The 17,638-nt window shown below is 71.2% G+C and carries 16 protein-coding genes; 7 read left to right on the forward strand and 9 right to left on the reverse strand.

The features are described 5' to 3' along the window. The first annotated feature begins 30 nt into the window (after nt 1-30). Entirely contained in the window at nt 31-1,158 is a 1,128-nt protein-coding gene (locus OG788_RS38440; protein WP_406375592.1) for a cation diffusion facilitator family transporter, read from the forward strand. 126 nt (nt 1,159-1,284) lie between these two features. On the opposite strand, the gene OG788_RS38445 is transcribed toward OG788_RS38440, so the two are convergent. Both OG788_RS38445 and OG788_RS38450 read right to left on the reverse strand, forming a co-directional pair. Beyond that, complete coding sequence (locus OG788_RS38445) at nt 1,285-1,728, reverse strand: nitroreductase family deazaflavin-dependent oxidoreductase (protein WP_406375593.1); 444 nt, start codon at nt 1,726-1,728, stop codon at nt 1,285-1,287. 224 nt (nt 1,729-1,952) lie between these two features. Further along, nucleotides 1,953-2,585, reverse strand: a complete 633-nt coding sequence (locus tag OG788_RS38450; protein ID WP_351538151.1) for a LysE family transporter — start codon at nt 2,583-2,585, stop codon at nt 1,953-1,955. A gap of 690 nt (nt 2,586-3,275) precedes the next feature. On the opposite strand from OG788_RS38450, the gene OG788_RS38455 reads away from it, so the two are divergent. Next, nucleotides 3,276-4,394, forward strand: coding sequence for a cytochrome P450 (locus tag OG788_RS38455; RefSeq protein WP_406375594.1), 1,119 nt, complete (start codon nt 3,276-3,278; stop codon nt 4,392-4,394). A gap of 12 nt (nt 4,395-4,406) precedes the next feature. Then, nucleotides 4,407-4,619, forward strand: coding sequence for a ferredoxin (locus OG788_RS38460; protein ID WP_406375595.1), 213 nt, complete (start codon nt 4,407-4,409; stop codon nt 4,617-4,619). A gap of 9 nt (nt 4,620-4,628) precedes the next feature. Here the strand turns inward: OG788_RS38460 and OG788_RS38465 are convergent, their stop codons facing one another. After that, a complete protein-coding gene (locus tag OG788_RS38465; protein WP_406375596.1) occupies nt 4,629-5,207 on the reverse strand; it encodes a TetR/AcrR family transcriptional regulator in 579 nt (192 codons plus the stop codon). A 110-nt stretch (nt 5,208-5,317) separates the two neighbouring features. Between OG788_RS38465 and OG788_RS38470 the strand changes: the two genes are divergently transcribed. Together OG788_RS38470 and OG788_RS38475 are read left to right on the forward strand one after the other, a co-directional pair. Continuing rightward, the gene (locus OG788_RS38470; protein ID WP_406375597.1) at nt 5,318-5,776 is read left to right on the forward strand and encodes a nuclear transport factor 2 family protein; all 459 of its coding nucleotides are present in this window, start codon (nt 5,318-5,320) and stop codon (nt 5,774-5,776) included. Nucleotides 5,777-5,805: 29 nt separating this feature from the next. Further along, nucleotides 5,806-6,339 (forward strand): flavoprotein, encoded by a 534-nt coding sequence (locus OG788_RS38475; protein WP_406375598.1) that lies wholly within the window; start codon nt 5,806-5,808, stop codon nt 6,337-6,339. A gap of 119 nt (nt 6,340-6,458) precedes the next feature. On the opposite strand, the gene OG788_RS38480 is transcribed toward OG788_RS38475, so the two are convergent. The 4 genes from OG788_RS38480 to OG788_RS38495 form a co-directional block, all read right to left on the reverse strand. Beyond that, nucleotides 6,459-8,165 carry an ArnT family glycosyltransferase gene (locus OG788_RS38480; protein WP_406375599.1) on the reverse strand — a complete coding sequence of 569 codons (1,707 nt, stop codon included), beginning with the start codon at nt 8,163-8,165 and terminating at the stop codon, nt 6,459-6,461. Nucleotides 8,166-8,367: 202 nt separating this feature from the next. After that, entirely contained in the window at nt 8,368-9,030 is a 663-nt protein-coding gene (locus OG788_RS38485; RefSeq protein ID WP_406375600.1) for an HdeD family acid-resistance protein, read from the reverse strand. Nucleotides 9,031-9,150: 120 nt separating this feature from the next. Further along, nucleotides 9,151-9,354 carry a hypothetical protein gene (locus tag OG788_RS38490; RefSeq protein WP_261707285.1) on the reverse strand — a complete coding sequence of 68 codons (204 nt, stop codon included), beginning with the start codon at nt 9,352-9,354 and terminating at the stop codon, nt 9,151-9,153. A gap of 148 nt (nt 9,355-9,502) precedes the next feature. Further along, nucleotides 9,503-11,128, reverse strand: a complete 1,626-nt coding sequence (locus OG788_RS38495; protein WP_406375601.1) for an MFS transporter — start codon at nt 11,126-11,128, stop codon at nt 9,503-9,505. Between the two features lie 257 nt (nt 11,129-11,385). On the opposite strand from OG788_RS38495, the gene OG788_RS38500 reads away from it, so the two are divergent. Beyond that, complete coding sequence (locus tag OG788_RS38500) at nt 11,386-14,037, forward strand: LuxR C-terminal-related transcriptional regulator (RefSeq protein WP_406375602.1); 2,652 nt, start codon at nt 11,386-11,388, stop codon at nt 14,035-14,037. Nucleotides 14,038-14,072: 35 nt separating this feature from the next. Here OG788_RS38500 and OG788_RS38505 read toward each other — a convergent pair whose 3' ends face one another. Next, on the reverse strand, nt 14,073-14,495 hold the full coding sequence (locus OG788_RS38505) for a hypothetical protein (RefSeq protein WP_406375603.1): 423 nt from the start codon (nt 14,493-14,495) through the stop codon (nt 14,073-14,075). A gap of 318 nt (nt 14,496-14,813) precedes the next feature. Then, nucleotides 14,814-16,133, reverse strand: a complete 1,320-nt coding sequence (locus OG788_RS38510; RefSeq protein WP_406375604.1) for an alpha-glucosidase/alpha-galactosidase — start codon at nt 16,131-16,133, stop codon at nt 14,814-14,816. Between the two features lie 158 nt (nt 16,134-16,291). Here OG788_RS38510 and OG788_RS38515 point away from each other — a divergent pair, with 158 nt between their 5' ends. Further along, the gene (locus OG788_RS38515; RefSeq protein ID WP_406375605.1) at nt 16,292-17,500 is read left to right on the forward strand and encodes an RNA-guided endonuclease InsQ/TnpB family protein; all 1,209 of its coding nucleotides are present in this window, start codon (nt 16,292-16,294) and stop codon (nt 17,498-17,500) included. Nucleotides 17,501-17,638: the final 138 nt, after the last annotated feature.

A 17,638-nucleotide genomic window follows, 5' to 3' on the forward strand; every position in this document is an offset into this window, starting at 1 on the left:
CGGCCTGCTCCGATCCGGTAAGAGTGCCCGATGTGCGGCCCCCGATTCCCTCCGTCCTTGCGGTGTGAGGCGCGAGGGCAGGGGAAACCGGCCGGAGTGAGTGGCGATGACACGAAGGAACGGCCGGACGAGAACCAGCGGACGAAGGACAAGGAGGACGGGGCGGACAACAGAACCCGGGTCACCGTATGGGTGGCGCTGGGCGCCAATCTGCTGATCGCCGTCGCCAAGGCGGTCGGCGGCCTGTTCGCGGGATCGCCCGCGCTGCTCTCGGAGGCCGCACACTCCGTGGCGGACAGCCTGAACGAGGTGTTCCTGCTGACCGCGCTCCGCCGCAGCCGCCGCCCCGCCGATCGCAGGCACCCTTTCGGCTACGGCAAGGAACGGTTCTTCTGGTCCCTGCTCGCGGCCGTCGGCATCTTCGTCATGGGCGGCTGCTTCTCCTTCTTCCAGGGTTTCGAGGCGCTCCGGAACGGCGCCGAGGAGTCCTTCAGCGGCTATATGGCGGGGATCGCGGTGCTCGGCGTGGCCCTGCTCGCGGAGGGCGCCTCGCTGCTGAGGGCACTCTTCCAGGTACGCGGCAAGGACGGCGACGGCATGCGTGACCCGGCCCTGCGGACGGTCGTCGCGGAGGACGGCACCGCGGTTCTCGGCGTGACCCTAGCGATCATCGGCATGGTGCTCCACATGGTCACGGGCCAGGTCGTGTGGGAGGCCTCCGCCTCCTTCGCCATCGGGCTGCTGCTCGTGCTCGTCGCCTTCTGGCTGGGCCGCGACGCGCGCGACCAGCTCATCGGGCGGGCCGTCGACGAGGAGCAGAGCGGCCGGATCCGTGAACTGCTGAAGGCGCAGCCGGAGATCGACAGCGTCGAGGCGCTGCTGACCATGGAGCTGGGTCTCGGCTCGACACTGGTGGCCGCCCGGATCGACCTCGTCCCGGGGCTCGACAGCGAGGAGGTCGAGGATGTCGCCGTGCGCATCAAGCGCTCCGTGGCCCACACCTTCCCCGAGGCCGACCAGATCTTCCTCGACGTGACCGACGCCCGGGCGGCGCGAGCCGCCGCCCGCCGCGGCGAGACCGGGGCCAGCGACCGTGCGGGGGCCGACGACGCGACAGCGGGAAGCCCCGCCGCGACGGGGGGACGCGGCGGGGCCTGACGTACGGGTGCCCGACGCCCGGCGGCTCATGCACACCGATCGCGTGGAATCCGGGAGCGATCGGTGCCCGCCGGGGCGCCGGTGCCGGTCGGCCGGGGCCGCCGCAGTCGGTCGGGGCGGCCGAGGTCAGTCGGTCGGCTCCAGTACGAAGACGGGGATCTCCCGGTCGGTCTTCTTCTGGTAGTCGGCGTACGGGGGATACGCGGCGACCGCGCGCTCCCACCACCGGGCCTTCTCGTCGCCGGTGATCTCCCTGGCCGTGAACGCCTTGCGCTCGGGCCCGTCCTGGAGCTCGACGCGAGGATCGGACGTGACGTTGTGGTACCAGACCGGGTGCTTGGGAGCGCCGCCCAGGGAGGCGACCACCGCGTACCGTCCGTCGTGCTCGACGCGCATCAGCGGGGTCTTGCGGATCTTGCCGCTCTTGGCGCCGCGCGTGGTGAGAATGATGACGGGCATCCCGGTGTCCATCAGCGTCGTGCCCTTGGTCCCGCCGGAACCCTCGTACAACTCCACCTGTTCCCGCACCCACTGCGTGGGGCTGGGCTCGTACTCGCCCTCAAGTGGCATGACTTCCGTCCCATCGTCGCGTCGGAATGGTCGTGTCTCGGCATGATTCAACACCAGTACGGACGCGAATCTTCCGCACCGCTGCCCCGCGTGGCTCCGCGCGCCGGGCGGGCGCCCGGCGTGTCGCCGCCCCGGAACCGGTTCAGCCTCAGGTCGCCCCGCCGGCTCCTTGATGGTCGCGTCGAGACGGAGCCCGGCGCGGGAATGTGACAGGCGACGGGACCTCACGGCCGGGCCACGAGCACGCGTACGGCCAGCAGCATGATCACGGCGCTCGACGCGAGTCCCGTCACCAGCCGTCCCCGGTGACCCGTCAGAGTCCGGCCGAGCAATGCGCCGCCTCCGGCGATCAGGAGCTGCCAGCTCGCGGACGCCACGAACGCGGCGAGGACGAACACCCCCTGCTCCAGAGGGCGTACGGCCTCGGCCGTCCGGCTGCCGAGCACCAGGGCGGCGAAGTAGACGACCGTGGTGGGGTTCAGCAGGGTGATCCCCAGCAGCGCCAGGTAGGCGCGGGCCGGGTGCGGGGGATCCTGCCCGGCACGCACGGGGAGCCGCCGCTCGCGGTACTGGCGGACCGCGCCGATCGCACCGCGGACCGCCAGCGCGGCGAGGACCAGCACGGAGGTCCAGCGCAGCGGGAGCAGGAACGGCTGGAGCCCGGCCGCGAGCGCCGTACCGCCGAGGGCGGCGACGAGGGCGTACAGTCCGTCGGCCGTCGCGACGCCCAGCGCGGCCGAGGCGCCGATCCGCAGGGACGTACGGGCGGTGAGGGAGACGAGATAGGTCGCGACCGCTCCGACGGGCATGGCGATGCCATAGCCCGCGAGAAGCCCCGCGACGAGCGCGGCGGTCACGACCGGGGAAGCTCGGGCCTCCGCGGTCGGCCGGGCTGCTGCTGGACCCGCACCGGACGAACGGCGGCGGAGGTCGGCGGCAGGGAGGCTTCGATCGTGAACATGGGCCGATGCTCGGGCCACCGGGTGTGGCCGCGCAACCGATTTTCGGAAGGGGTGTTCTGGAGGAGATCGAGCCACGCCCGCGGTGTCGGTGCCGCGGCGGGTGCGGAAACGCGAGGCAACGGGAGGCGAGCCCGCCGCGCTTCGGCCAGATCGCGCGAACCGCTCATCTGGCCGAACTTCGCGTGGCCCTATAGGTGCCTGGGGCATCTAATGAAGATCGGCAAGAGGGAACCGTCGCTTGCGAGGTCACGCATGACAGAAGCCCGCCCGACCCAGCCCCCCACGTCCCAGCCCCCCACGCCTCAGCCCTCCACTTCCCGGTCCTCCACGTCTCAGCCCACTACGTCCCTGCCCTCCACCTCCCGGTCCTCCACGTCTCAGTCACTGGCATCCCCGCCCTCCGCGTCCGAGCCCTTCGCGTCTCGGCGCCCCGCGGCGGAGGCCGCCGCGTCCCGGCCGCCCGCTTCCCGGTCTCCCGCAGCGGAGGCAGCCGGACCCCGGCCCGCCGTCGCCCAGGCATCTCCACCGGTCGTCTTTCCGCAGGACCGCACGTGTCCCTACCACCCGCCCGCCGCCTACGCGCCGTTGCGCGAGGGGCGTCCGCTCACGCGGATCTCCCTGTTCGACGGGCGTGGAGTCTGGGTGGTGACCGGGCATGGCGCCGCCCGCGAACTCCTCGCCGACCCTCGGCTGTCCTCGGACCGCACGCTGCCCGCGTTCCCGGCGACCACCGAGCGGTTGGCGGCTTCGCGCAAGCGCCGGGTCGCGCTGCTCGGCGTCGACGACCCCGAGCATCACGTCCAACGGCGCATGCTGGTACCGAGTTTCACCCTCAAGCGGACCGGCGCGCTGCGCCCCCGGATCCAGGTGACCGTCGACCGGCTGCTCGACCGGATGGCGGAACAGGGCCCGCCGGCCGAGCTGGTGAACGACTTCGCGCTCCCCGTGCCCTCCATGGTGATCTGCGCTCTCCTCGGCGTCCCCTACGGCGACCACGACTTCTTCGAGGCTCAGTCCCGCCGCCTGCTGCGCGGCCCGGCCGCGGCCGACAGCGAGGACGCCCGCGACCAACTGGACTCCTACTTCGCCTCGTTGATCGACCGCAAGGAGAAGGACCCCGGGGACGGACTCCTCGACGAGCTCATCCACGATCAGCTCCGCGAGGGAAGGATCGACCGGCAGGAGCTGATCTCGCTGGCCACCATCCTGCTCGTCGCCGGACACGAGACGACGGCGAACATGATCTCGCTGGGCACCTTCACCCTGCTCGGGCATCCGGAGCAGCTCGCCGAACTACGGGCCGAGCCGGGCCTGATGCCCTCCGCCGTCGAGGAGTTGCTGCGGTTCCTGTCCATCGCGGACGGGCTGCTGCGGGTCGCGACCGAGGACATCGAGGTGGCCGGGAAGACGATCCGCGCCGACGAGGGCGTGGTCTTCTCCACCTCCGTCATCAACCGGGACGAGCACACCTTCCCCGAGCCCGACGCCCTGGACTGGCACCGCTCGGCACGGCACCATGTCGCGTTCGGCTTCGGCATCCATCAGTGCCTCGGCCAGAACCTCGCCCGGGCGGAGATGGAGATCGCGCTGTTGTCGCTCTTCGACCGGTTTCCCGGCCTGCGGCTCGCCGCTCCCGCCGACGCCATCCCGTTCAAGCCCGGCGACACGATCCAGGGGATGCTCGAACTCCCCGTGACCTGGTAGGGGGTTGTGGGGATGGGCATGGACCCCGACATCGCGATCGACAAGGACGTCTGCATCGGCGCGGGCCAGTGCGCCCTCGCGGCTCCCGGCGTCTTCACCCAGGACGACGACGGATTCAGCGAGTTGCTGCCGGGCCGCACGGGCGGTGGCGGTGACCCGATGCTGTGGGAGGCGGCGCGGGCCTGTCCGGTCGCCGCCATCACGGTGACGGAGCGCGCCGGCTGAACCGGGGCCCTACCGCGCTGACTTCAGCAGGAGCCGGGCCGCCGCGCGCGCCTGGGCGGCGGGCTCGGCGCTCCGGGTGATGCCCGCCGTGACCATGGCGCCCTCGGCGAGCAGGAAGAGGTGATCGCCGAGCGCGGCGGGCAGTTCCGCGGCGCTCACCAGCCCGGCCAGATACGTCCTGAACGCCGCCTTGTGCGCGCGGACCTGCCCGGCCACGCGCTCCGAGGTGGCACCGAGTTCGCCGTACGAGTTGATCCACGCGCAGCCGCGGAAGTCGGGTTCCGCGAACCACAGGCCCAGCCAGTCGAAGACGGCCAGGATCCTCCGCTCGGGATCGCGCTGCCCGTCGACGTGCTCGGCGAGCCGCTCCCGCCAGCGGATGTCGCGCCGCTCCAGGTACGCCTCCACCAGCTGCTCCTTCGCCGGGAACAGCTGGTAGAGCCGTTTGAGCGAGACGCCCGAGGATCCGCGGATGTCGTCCATCCCGACGGTCTGGATACCGCGGCCGTAGAACAGCCGCTCCGCGGCGTCGAGGGCCTGCTCCCGGGCGAGCGTGAGCGCTTGCTCCCGGGCGGTCGTGCTGTCCATGCGGAGGGCTCCTTGACGGGAGAACGGTCGTTCTCTACCTTAGCCGAAGAGAAGAGGAGAACGTCCGTTCTCCTCTCGTCGGATCCACGCCCCTGCGCCGAGGAGTCCCCATGACCGCCCGCCCGCCGCTGCCGCCCTTCACTCGCGAGACCGCCCTCCAGAAGGTCCAGGCCGCCGAGGACGCCTGGAACACCCGCGACCCGCACAAGGTCGCGCTCGCCTACTCCGAGGACTCCCGCTGGCGCAACAGGGACACCTTCGTCACGGGCCGCGCCGAGATCGTCGAGCTGCTCACGGACAAATGGGCGCGCGAGCGGGAGTACGCCCTGCGCAAGGACTTGTGGGCCTTCGACGGCAACCGCATCGCCGTACGCTTCCAGTACGAGTCGCGGGACGCCGACGGCCAGTGGTGGCGCTCGTACGGCAATGAGCTGTGGGAGTTCGACGAGCGCGGTCTGATGACCCGGCGCGAGGCCTCCATCAACGACGTGCCCATCGAGGAGAAGGAGCGCCGGATCTTCGGGCCGCGCCCGGAGTCGGAACGCGGAGCGGCCTTCCCACTCCAGTAGGGGTCCCGGATCCTCACTAGGGTTCCCGTGTGAGCGCACCCACCGAGAAGCCCTTCCTCTATGTCGTCGTCTGCGCGGCGGGCATCGCCGAGGACATCGGCACGTTGATCACCGCGGCCCACGAGCGGAACTGGGAGGTCGGCGTCATCGCCACCCCCCAGGGCCTGGGCTTCTTCGACGCGGAGGCGGTCGAGGCGCGCACCGGCCGCCCGATCCGCTCGGCCTGGCGGGCTCCCGGCGACCCGCGTCCCTTCCCCGCGCCGGACGCGGTGGCCCTCGCGCCGGCCACCTTCAACACCGTCAACAAGTGGGCGGCCGGCATATCCGACACCCTCGCCCTCGGAACGCTGTGCGAGGCGTACGGACTCGGCGTCCCGATCGCCGTACTGCCCTGTGTGAACGAGGCGTTGGCGGCTCACCCCGCCTATCGCGCGAGTGTCGAGCGGCTGCGCGGGATGGGCGTGCGCTTCGGGGACCCGTACGCCGGGGAAGTCCAACAGGACGGCGAGCGGAAGGACTTCCGGTGGGAGCGGGTATTCGACCTGCTCATCCCTGGCGGGTGACGTCGCGTCGCCTCACGATGGGCGGGCAGTAGACGGCAGACAGCGCGTGCCAGGCGTCGGCTACCCGGTGACCGGTGACCGGGTAGCCGGTGACCGGTCACCGGTGGCTTCGGATCGGCTCATGGCCGGCGGAAGATCGTGATCGAGTGGCCGACCTCGTCGACCCGGCGGCTGGTGGCGAGCAGGGCCTTCAGCCGGGCGTCGGCCTTGTCGATCGACGTGTCGGAGACGACGAGCAGCCCGTGCACCCGGTCCGCGGGCACCGTGCGCGGATCGGCCGCGTCGATGCCGTAGGCGGACGGCACACCGGCGCCCTTGTACACGAGCCACACCTTCTCGCGCGGGTGGTTCCGCTTCAGCCGGTCGGCGAGGCGTCCGAGGTCCTGACCCCAGTCGACGTTCGAGTCGTGCAGGCGCAGGTACGTCTTCTCCGGCCCGCCGAACGCCTCGTTCGAGTACGGCAGGTAGTACGGGTACGTCAGCAGCGAACTCACGCCGACGAACAGGACCAGTGCCGCCGTGACGATCCCCGCCCACCGCCGGCGCACGACGACGACACAGCCCGCCGCGACCGCGAGGAACACCGGCATGAACAGGGCGTAGCGCACGCCGAGATCGCGGGAGCCGGTCATCGCCGTGGCCAGGAGCAGCGCCGGAGGGAGCAGCAGGTACGGGGCGGCGGGCCGCAGCCGGCGCACGGCGAGCAGCGCTCCGGAACCGGCCGTCCACAGGGTCGCCATGCCGAGCGGGGTCTTCACCAGCAGCGCGGCCGGCAGGTAGTACCAGAGGGAGCCGCGGTAGAGACGGCCGAAGAGGAAGCCCGCCCAGACCGTGTTCTCGAAGCCGAACTGGACCCGCATCCCGTCCCGGTACGGCTGCGGCACGGGCAGCCCGTCGATGACCAGCGCGCGCAGCCCGTGCACGGCGGGGAGGTCCGCGGGCGCCGTCCAGCGCAGCCGCGGATCGACGGCCAGATAGGTCGCCCACACCACCGCGACCGCCACCAGAGCCGTCCCGGCCGCGGCCGCCGCACCGAGTCCGAGCAGCCGGACCTTCGCCCGCGTGTCGCTCGGCGGCATCGCGGTGGGGGCGGGACGGCCCGCCTGCCAGACGGACAGGACCGTGAGGAGCAGCAGCAACGGAACGGCCGGCAGCATGCTCATCTTCGTGGCCACCGCCGCGCCGAGCGCCACTCCGGAAAGGGGCACGTACAGAAGCGGCCGTCGCCTGGCCCGCCACACCAGCCACACCGACGTCAGCAGGAATCCCGACGCCGGCACGTCGAGCGTTGCCAGCGAGCCGTGCGCGATCACGTCGGGGGAGAACGTGTAGAGCGCGAGGGCGACCGACGCGCCCACGCGGCCCACGAGTTCACGGGCGAAGGCGAGGACGACCAGGCCGAACAGCAGCGTCAGGACGATCACCGGCAACCGGGCCCACAGCATCACCCGCCAGGGATCGTTGCCGGACTCGTACAGCAGATGCCGCCCGAGTTCCGTCTGATCACCCTGGAACGCGGGATCGAGGTGAGGACGCTCGAACAGCAGCCCGCTCCCGATGATCAGCTTGCCCAGCGGTGGATGCTCGGGGTTGTAGCGCAGGTCGTGCTGCTGGACGTAGACCGCCGCCGTGCCCACGTACACCGGTTCGTCGATCGTCGGAGTCTGCTCCACGGCCGTAGTGACCATGGCGAAGGCCATCTGGGCCAGCAGCAGGACCACGGCCACGACGAACAGCGCCCGCCGGTGCCGCCGCAGCCGCTCGAAGCGCCTCGGCGGCGCCCCCTCGCTGTTCACCGGCACGCGGTCGTCGTGCCTGCTGGCCATGAATGTCGGCATGCCCTTTGTTACGTCCGCTCACTAGGGGCCTGCTCATCGGCCGGCGCCCGGATTCGGGCGCGCGTCGAGGTGCCGGCCGTGATCATCCGGCCGGCGCCCGGGCAGGGGATCATGAGTATGCCCGGCCTTCCGCGCGACTCAAGGGGTCGCGCGGGGCTCTGTGCGTGCCGCGGGCTGTGCTCGAACGCGCTCAGTAGGGGGAGGCCGGGTCACGTGGTCCCGTCGAGACCGCCCTGCGCAGGGCGGCTCGCCAGGCGAAGGCCACGGCCAGCTCGACCAGGCCGATCAGCACCATCCACAGGCCGAGCAGCCGGGTCAGGGCGCGGGCCGACTCGGTCGGCAGCGCCAGCACGACGATCCCGGCGATGATGCCGATCGCCGCCGCGCACAGGACGAAGCCGCGATGGGGCAGGTCCTTGCTGGCGATTGCCGTGTACGCGGTCAGCACGCCGGACACGAGCCAGACGACGCCGACGATCAGGGACAGCGCGGCGATGGTCTGCAGCGGGTTGCGCAGGCACAGGACGCCCGCCAGCACGTAGAGCACCGAGATCAGGAGTGCGGCGAACCGGTTGCCCTGCTCCCGGTGGCCGAAGACCGACACGAAGCGGAACAGGCCGATCACCAGCAGATAGAGACCGAGGAGAACCGCCAGGATGTGCAGAGTCTCCTCCGGCCAGACCAGGACCAGGATGCCTGGGATCAGCGTCGCGAACGCCGAGCCGAGGAGCCAGGTCCACGAGGCGCCGACGCCGGCCAGCACCGCCGCGGGGTCACCCGGGGGCGCGGAGGCCGACCCGTCGGCCCTGGGCTCCGATCCGGTGTACGGCGCCGAACCACGTGATTCGGTCATGGTTCCTCCTCACACGGTCGAGCGGACCACTGCCGGACCGCCCACGGGACGGTGGGTGGATTCCCGGCCTCCAGCGTCCCGTGCGCCGGCGTCCGGCGGGTCACCCCCGACGGGTGATCCTCATGGCTGCTCCGGCAGTTGGCGCATCTCCACCACGCGCAGCCCCAGCGAGCGGCAGCGGGCCAGCAGCCCGTACAGATGTGCCTCGTCGACGACCGGGCCGAACAGGATGGTCTGTCCGGAGATCAGCACGTGGTCCATCTCCGGGAACGCTTCGGAGAGCGTCTCCGAGAGATGTCCCTCGACGCGGATCTCGTACTGCATGTGGGGCTCCCCACGGCGAGCGGCCTGGGGCAGGCGGACGGCACCCTTCCCCACGATCATCCGCCGCGCGGCCCCGCCCGCCCTCACCCGCAAGAGGTGAACCTCGGCCTGGAGGAGCCACCTCGGCCGGGGATCCCGCCTCTCGCCTTCACGCCGGGCCGAGGGATCCGGCCGGGGCACCGGGGTCGGGTGATTCCTTCCGGCCCGACCGCCCGGTCGGCAGGTGCGTCGTGACCAGGAAGCTGGCCAGGGTGATGCCGCCGGCCGCGAGGATCGCCGCCTTGAGTCCGTTCAGCTGCGCGGTCGCGTAGGAGTCCGTGACGGCGTCCACCTCGGCCGGCGGAAGCCCGGCCTGCTCGGCCGCCGAACGCACCTCGTCGGTCGGGACGAAACTGATACCCGCTTCGAGCGCGATGCTGGTCTGTTGGCGCGCCTCCTCCGACACGTCCGGATTCTTTGCCACCTGGGTGGTGAAGGCCTGGGCTAGGGCGCCGATGAGGATCGATCCGATGAGCGCGGTACCCAGCGCGGAGCCCAGATTCTGGGCGGTGAACTGGAGCCCGCCGACTTCGCTGCGCTCCTCCTCGCCCACGCTGGACTGCACCACGTTGCCCAGCTGCGAGGCCATCAGGCCCATGCCGACGCCCAGCAGGGCCATGGCCCCGGCGAACTGGGCGTCGTCGATGACCGGGTCGATGGTGGCCAGCAGCCACGTGATGGCTCCGAGCAGGGTCAGCAGGGCGAGCCTGACCACACGCCGCGGCCCCATGACCCGCCCCAGCCGGGACGCCAGTACGGAGGCCACCAGCATGGTGACGGACACCGGGAGCAGCCGCAGTCCCGTCTCGAACGCGTCGAAGCCCTGCACGACCTGGAGGTAGAGCGGGATGGCGAAGAACAGCCCCAGCAGGATGAGGTTCTGGCTGACCAGCGTCAGCAGTCCGGAGCGCAGCGGCAGTTTGTGCAGCAGCGACAGATGGATCAGGGGGTCGGCGCCGTGCTCCTCCCTCCGGCGCTCCCACTTGGAGAAGACGGCCAGGACGAGCACTCCGGCGGCGACGACGAACAGCGTCGGAGCGAACCCGAAGATGGTGAACGGCGGGTTCCGGGGCTGTACCCATCCCCAGGAACTGCTCTGGAGCACACCGAACACGCCCAGCGCCAGCCCTGCCGCCGACAGCGCGGAACCCACGCCGTCCAGGCGGGGCCGGGGCTCGGGCCGGGCCGCTTCCGTGATCACCCCGCGGAAGAGGAGCATGGCGACGACGACCACGACCTCACCCGCGAAGACCAGCCGCCAGGTGAGGTAGGTCGTCACCCAGCCGCCCAGCAGCGGTCCGACCGCGATACCCGCGCCCGCGAGCCCGCCGATGACGCCGTAGGCGACGGCCCGGTCCCGTCCGGTGTAGGCCTCCGCCACGAGAGCCGCCATGGCCGGCAGCACCATCGCGGCACCGAGGCCCTCGATGACCGACCAGCCGAGCGTGAGCACCCACAGGGTGGGAGCCACGGCGGTCAGGGCGGACCCGACGCCGTAGACCATCAGTCCGATGATGAACAGGCGACGGCGTCCGAGAATGTCGCCGAGCCGCCCGCCGGTGGCCATGAAGGCCGCCATGACCAGCGCGTAGAGCGTGATGACGGCCTGGATGGCGGTGACCTCGGTGTCGAAATCCTCGACCAGCTGGCTGATGGACACGTTCATCACGGAGGTGTCCAGGACCATCAGGAACTGGGCCGTGCCGAGCACCATCAGAGCGCGCCAGTGCTTCACCGGTAACCACCTCATCGAGTCGGCCCGCGACGCTGGTGCGCCGGAGAGTGGCGTCCGGCCCCTGCTCCGCTCCCATCACACCCGAAGAACGCGCTCCGCGCCTCACCCGCCGCGGGCGACCGGAGTCTGCCTTGCGACTTTCGGCACAGCGGGTGACGATCAGTGTGCGGGGGTTACACCGGGGAGGGAGCTGTGGACCCCGACCGCATCGGATCGAACGCGTCGCCGCAGCCGAGAGATCGCGGAGGCAGAACCCCATGGCAGGGCTCCTGACCCCAGGGGGTGACCCCCTGCTCGCCGTCCGGTTCACGGTCCCGGACCTGACGGAGACCTTCGTGCGCAGACCGCGTCTGGTCGGACGTCTCGCCGAGGGTGTTCAGGGCCCCCTGACCCTGGTGAACGGGCCCGCGGGCGCGGGCAAGACACTGCTGGTCGCCCACTGGATCTCCACCATGGACCACCCGGGTGACGTGGCCTGGCTGACCGTGGAACACGAGGACACCGGACCCGGCATCTTCTGGACGTACGTCCTGGAATCCCTGCGGCGTCACGGGGCGGATGTCCCGGACGACATCGGAAGCCCTTCCAGCCCCGGCGATGTGGACCACTCGCTGCTGACCCGGCTCGCGGCCTGGCTGAGCGAGCGCGCGGATCCGGTGATCCTCGTGCTCGACGAGTTCGACCGGGTGGGAGCCTCGGCGGAGGTCGCCGACGAACTCCAGTTCGTCCTGCGCCACGCGGGTGACGGGCTGCGCCTTGTGATCATCAGCCGTACGGAACCGCAGTTGCCGCTGCACCGCTATCGCGCCGCCGGAGAGGTCGCCGAGGTCCGGGGCGCCGACCTGGCGTTCGTGCCGGGCGAGACGGCCGCCCTGCTGAGCCGCCACGGCATCCGGCTGACGGACGACGGCGCGCGGTCGCTGACGGAGTGGACCGGGGGCTGGGCCGCGGGGCTGCGGCTGTGCATCCTCGCGGCACAGCACGTGGACGATCCGGACACGTTCATCAAGAACTTCGAGGCGGGCCAGAGCACGCTCGCGGACTTCCTGCTGGCCGAGGTGCTCGAGGCGCAGTCGGACGAGACACAGGACCTGCTGCTGCGCTCGAGCATCCTCGAACAGATCAACCCGGAGCTGGCCAACGCCCTGACGGGCCGGGACGACGCGGAACCCATCCTGGCCGGACTCCAGCACGCCAACGCGTTCGTCGAGGCCATCGGCCACTCGTGGTACCGGCTGCACCCCCTGTTCGCGGAGATCCTGCGCGTCCATCTGCGCGTCAGGCTTCCGGGAGTCGAACCCGAACTGCACCGGCGGGCCGCCCGCTGGCTGAGTGACGCCGGACTGCTGGCGGAGGCACTGCCGCACGCGGCCGGGTCCGGCGAGTGGGAGCTCGCGGCGGGCCGGTTCATCGACGAACTGGCCATCGGGCAGCTGCTGACGGGACTCGACGCCGAGCGGCTCGACGGACTCTTCGCCGCCATGGCCCCGGACGCCGCCGGGCCGGCCGCGTGCCTGGTCCGCGCCGCCCGAGAGCTGAGCCGGCACGACGTCGACCGGGGCCTGGACCATCTGCGCCGCGCCGGTGAGAACCTGGCCGGCGAGGACGCCCACGCGGCGGCCCTGCGGCTGAGCCACGCGCTGCTGCGGGTGTTCGCCGCCCGGCTGATCGGCTCGGCCGACATGGCGGAGGCGGCGGCCGAGGACGTGACGGCGGCGGAGCGGTCCCTGCCGGCCGAGCGGCTCGAACAGCACCCGGAGCTGACGGCCCTGATGCTCACGGACCTGGGATCGGCGCAGCTGTGGGCGGGGCGGTTCGACGCCGCCCGGGCGGCGTTGTCCTCGGCCGTGCGGGTGGACGACGGACCCTCCACCGCGTACCCCCGGCACGAATCGCTCAGCCGGCTCGCCCTGATCGACCTGTTGTGCGGCCGGCCCGGCCGCGCGGAGTCGCACGCGCGGGCGGCGGTGGCCGAGGCGGAGCGCTCCGGCCTGCCGCCCGCCGCCCGGACCGGGGTCGCCCAGCTCGTCCTGGCGGCGGTCGCCGTCGACCGTGACGATCTGGCCGCGGCACAGACGCACCTGGACCAGGCGACCGCCTCCTCCTCGGCCTCGCACGATCCCGTCGCGACGGCGGGCCTCGGTCTCGTGCGCTCCCGGATACTGCTGGCCAAGGGGCATCCGAAGGAGGCGTTGCGCGTCCTTCAGGAGCTGCGGCGACCCCCGCACGGTGTCGAGCCCTCACCGTGGGTCGGCGACCGGGTCGCCCTGGACATGTCCACCGCGCACCTGGCCCTGGGTGATCCGCTCGTCGCGTTGGAGGTGCTCGCGGAGGAGGGGACCGTCGGGCCGGGGGCCACGGTGGCCGCCGCCCGCGCCCGGCTCGCGACCGGCGACGAGGAGGCGGCGCTCGTGCTGCTCGACGAACTCTCCACCGAGCCGGACGAGGGGCCGGGCGTCATCGTCCGGGTGCTGCTGGCGCGGGCGCAGACCGCGGACGCGCTGGGCGACGAGTCCACCGCCCAGCGGCTGGTGGCCCGGGCCCTGCGCCTGGCCAGGCCGGAGCACCTGAGACGGCCGTTCGTGGAGGTCGGCCCCTGGCTGCGGTCACTCGTGCGCCGCCGGCCCGCGCTGGCCCAGGGCCAGGACTGGCTTCCGTCGATGGCCGGGGTCCGGGCCACGGTGCCGGCCCCGCAGATGGGTCCGGCACCGGTGATCGAAGCGCTCAGCGACCGCGAGCGGGAGGTGCTGGAACGCCTGGCGCAGATGATGTCGAGGGAGGAGATCGCCGCCGACCTGCATCTGTCGGTCAACACGGTCAAGACCCACCTCAAGAGCGTCTACCGCAAGCTCGCCGCGACCCGCCGGGGCGAGGCCGTACGACGAGCCCGCGACCTGCACCTCCTGTGATCAGCGGACGCGTCGGGGCGCGGTCGGTGGTGGACTCAGAATTCGTCGCCCGAGTCCGGCCGTGCCACGCAGAGTGCCCAGATGACGAATCCGTACAGGGCGATCAGCGTCAGCGACCAGACCGGGTAGTACGGGATGGAGAGGAAGTTGGCGATGATCAGCAGCGCCGCGATGCCCACGCCGATCACGCGCGCCCAGGTGGCCGCCGTGAACAGGCCGAGGCTCACGACCACCGCGACCGCGCCGAGTGCCAGGTGGATCCAGCCCCAGCTCGGCAGGTCGAACTTGAAGACGTAGTTCGGGCTGGTGACGAAGACGTCGTCCTGGGCGATCGCCATGACGCCCCGCAGGATGTCCAGGACGCCGGAGACGAACAGCATCACCGAGGCGAAGATCATCAAGCCGCCGGCCGCCGTCATGGAGGTCTTGGAGTGAGTGTGATGCTGGGTGGTTGCCATGGCAGAACCTCCGATGCAGGGGCTGCGATCGCAGCCACTCATCACCGAGCCTGCGACAGGCGACCCCCTCCGGCCTCACCCCCTAGGGGTGACGATGAACGGCCACGCGTCCCCGAGTCCGGGAACGAGGGACCGGGGACCACGGCCGGAGCCCGAGAGACCAGGGCCGGGAGACCAGGGCCGAGAGACCGGGAGACCGGGGACCGAGAACCGACGAGGGCACCGACCCGGCGACGGGCGCTGTGACCCGAGTCCGGGGAACCGCGACTCCGGCGGGCCGCGGCCCCGGCCTCCGGCTTCTCAGTGGCGCAACTGGGCTCAGTGGCCCAACTGCGCCCTCAGCTCGGGCTGCAACAGATCACCGTGGGCCCGTACGAGGTCGTCGCACAGGTCCCAGATGCGCTCGACAGGGAGGGCGGCGGCCGTCGCGGGGTCGGCCATCGCGGCGTGCCGGATGTGGCGCGGCTCGTCGTCGGTGGCGGCGCGGACCACCAGGTCGTTGACGGCGACGTACGCGCTGTTCAGCGCCGCGCACTGCGGCGGCAGCGCGCCGACGCGGGTCGGCTGCACCCCCAACGCGTCGGTCAGACAAGGGACTTCGACCACGCAGTCCGCCGGGAGGTTGTCGATCAGGCCGCGGTTGGGCACATTGCCGTAGATCGTGCGCGGGGTGCCGGTGAGTGTGCTGTGGATGATCTGCGGGGCGTACTCCAGGGTGCCCTCGACAGGGAGGGGTTCCCCCGAGGCGAGGGCGTCGCGGGTGCGCCGGTAGCTCGCCGCGTTCTCCTCGATGATCTCCAGATAGGCGCCGACCGGCAGCCTGAGCCGCTCGATCTCGCTGTCGTGGTGGAGATACCACGGCACGTACTCCGAGGAGTGCTCACTGGTCTCGGTGGGGTAGTGGCCGAGGCGGCGGTACATGTCCACCCGGACCCGGCGCAGCAGTCCCGGGTCCTTGGCGATGGCCTCGTCCAGAAGCGGGTAGAGGTCCTGGCCGGCGCGCTCGAAACGCAGCACCCACGCCTGGTGGTTGACCCCGGCGGCCAGATGGGTGACCTCCTCGAAGGGGACGTCGATCAGGTGGGCGAGGTCGTGCATCGTCCAGTACACCGAGTGGCACAGGCCCGTGACGCGCAGGGCCGGGGCGACGCGGCTGAGGTAGAGGACGTTCATCGCCATCGGGTTCGTGTAGTTCAACAGCAGTGCGTCCGGGCAAAGTTCGGCCATATCGGAGGCGAGTCCGCGGAGCACCGGGAAGGTGCGCAGGGCGCGGAAGATGCCGCCGATGCCGAGTGTGTCGCCGATGGTCTGGCGCAGTCCGTAGCGGGCGGGGATGTCGAAGTCGGTGCGGGTCGCCCCGTCCATGCCGACCTGGATGATGTTGATGACGAAGTCGGCGTCCTCCAGGGCCGCGCGCCGCTCGGCATGCGAGGTGATCGTGGGCTTGGCGCCGCGCACACCGGCGATGTACCGGGCGGCGCCCTCCGCCGTGGCGAGCCGCTCCGGGTCGATGTCGTGCAACGCGATCCGCGCGTGGGCGAGTTCGGGAAAAGTGAACAGATCGGCCAGCAGCCCCTGGGTGAACACCACACTCCCGGCTCCGATGAAGGTGATCTTCGGGGTGGTGAGTGCGTTCATCGGGTTACCTCCGTGGATACTCCGGCCTTCAGGCTGGGATGGATGCGGACTCCTGCGGAGCAGGGCATGGAAAGCCGGACTACTGGCAGGCCCATTCGGTGCTCGCCTGTTAGCGGTCGACTCCCTTTGCTCACACGGAAGTCGATAGGGTGTGAGGCGTGGTGCAGCAGGTCAAGCGGGCGTTCAAGTACCGCTTTTACCCCACGGGTGAGCAGGCAGTTGAGCTGTCCCGCACGTTCGGCTGCGTCCGCTTCGTGTACAACAAGGCGCTGGAAGAGCGCACGCGAGCCTGGTACGGCGAGCAGCGCCGCATGTCCTACGTGCAATCGTCCGCCGCACTGACGGAGTGGAAGAAGACCGAGGAACTCGCCTTCCTGGCTGAGGTGTCCTCTGTCCCGCTCCAGCAGGCGCTGCGCCATCTCCAGACGGCGTTCGGGAGCTTCTTCGCCAAGCGGGCCAAGTACCCCCGCTACAAGTCCCGGAAGAGGTCTCGCGCTTCGGCTGAGTACACGCGCAGCGCCTTCGCGTGGCGCGACGGGCGTCTGACACTGGCGAAGATGGCGGATCCCCTGGACATTCGCTGGTCGCGTGCTCTGCCCGAGGGCGCGGAGCCGACCACGGTGACCGTGTCCCGCGACAGCGCGGGCCGCTGGTTCGTGTCGCTGCTCTGCGAAGGCACGGTCACCCTGGCCCCCGACACCACGGCGGCCGTCGGGATCGATGCGGGAATTACCTCCCTGGTGACCCTGTCCACCGGGGAGAAGATCGCCAATCCCCGGCACGAGCGCCGCGACCGCGCCCGACTCGCGAAGGCCCAGCGGGAGCTGTCCCGCAAGGTGAAGGGCTCCTCCAACCGGGAGAAGGCCCGCCGCAAGGTCGCCCGCGTGCATGCCCGGATCGCCGACAGGCGCCGCGACTTCCTGCACAAGCTGACCACGCGTCTCGTCCGTGAGAACCAAACGGTCGTGATCGAGGACCTCGCCGTCCGCAACCTGCTGAAGAACGGCAGGCTCGCACGCGCCATCTCCGACGCGGCTTGGACGGAACTCCGCATGATGCTCGAGTACAAGTGCGCCTGGTACGGGCGCGAACTCGTCGTGATCGACCGCTGGTTCCCCAGCTCGAAGCAGTGCGGAGCCTGCGGAGCGGTCCGCGGCACGCTGGCGCTGAACGTCCGTGAGTGGACGTGCGACTGCGGTGCCACGCATGACCGCGACGTGAACGCGGCATGCAACATTCTGGCCGCCGGGCTGGCGGTGTCTGCCTGTGGAGACGGTGTAAGACCTCAACGGGAGTCCTCCCGGACGGGGCGGTCGTCGGCGAAGCAGGAAACCCAACGGGCGACCGCTGGAATCCCCCGCCTTTAGGCGGGGGAGGAAGTCAAGAGCGGCTCCAGGTGTCGGAGGTGCGGGGGGCTTCTGAAGTGCCCGGGCCTTCGGCGGTGTTCGGGGCCTTCGAGGGGTGCGGGGTGGCGTCAGGGAGGTCCGCGCTTTCAGGTGTGCCCG

It is taken from the genome of Streptomyces sp. NBC_00647 (assembly GCF_045207245.1).
GTDB lineage: Bacteria > Actinomycetota > Actinomycetes > Streptomycetales > Streptomycetaceae > Streptomyces.

Bases quoted from the DNA above. Each gene is read 5' to 3' on its own strand.
- OG788_RS38445 (WP_406375593.1), bottom strand. From the start codon at position 1,728: ATGCCACTTGAGGGCGAGTACGAGCCCAGCCCCACGCAGTGGGTGCGG.
- OG788_RS38465 (WP_406375596.1), bottom strand. From the start codon at position 5,207: ATGGACAGCACGACCGCCCGGGAGCAAGCGCTCACGCTCGCCCGGGAG.
- OG788_RS38510 (WP_406375604.1), bottom strand. From the start codon at position 16,133: ATGAACGCACTCACCACCCCGAAGATCACCTTCATCGGAGCCGGGAGT.
- OG788_RS38505 (WP_406375603.1), bottom strand. From the start codon at position 14,495: ATGGCAACCACCCAGCATCACACTCACTCCAAGACCTCCATGACGGCG.
- OG788_RS38460 (WP_406375595.1), top strand. From the start codon at position 4,407: ATGGGCATGGACCCCGACATCGCGATCGACAAGGACGTCTGCATCGGC.
- OG788_RS38485 (WP_406375600.1), bottom strand. From the start codon at position 9,030: ATGACCGAATCACGTGGTTCGGCGCCGTACACCGGATCGGAGCCCAGG.
- OG788_RS38440 (WP_406375592.1), top strand. From the start codon at position 31: ATGTGCGGCCCCCGATTCCCTCCGTCCTTGCGGTGTGAGGCGCGAGGG.
- OG788_RS38480 (WP_406375599.1), bottom strand. From the start codon at position 8,165: ATGGCCAGCAGGCACGACGACCGCGTGCCGGTGAACAGCGAGGGGGCG.
- OG788_RS38470 (WP_406375597.1), top strand. From the start codon at position 5,318: ATGACCGCCCGCCCGCCGCTGCCGCCCTTCACTCGCGAGACCGCCCTC.
- OG788_RS38500 (WP_406375602.1), top strand. From the start codon at position 11,386: ATGGCAGGGCTCCTGACCCCAGGGGGTGACCCCCTGCTCGCCGTCCGG.
- OG788_RS38490 (WP_261707285.1), bottom strand. From the start codon at position 9,354: ATGCAGTACGAGATCCGCGTCGAGGGACATCTCTCGGAGACGCTCTCC.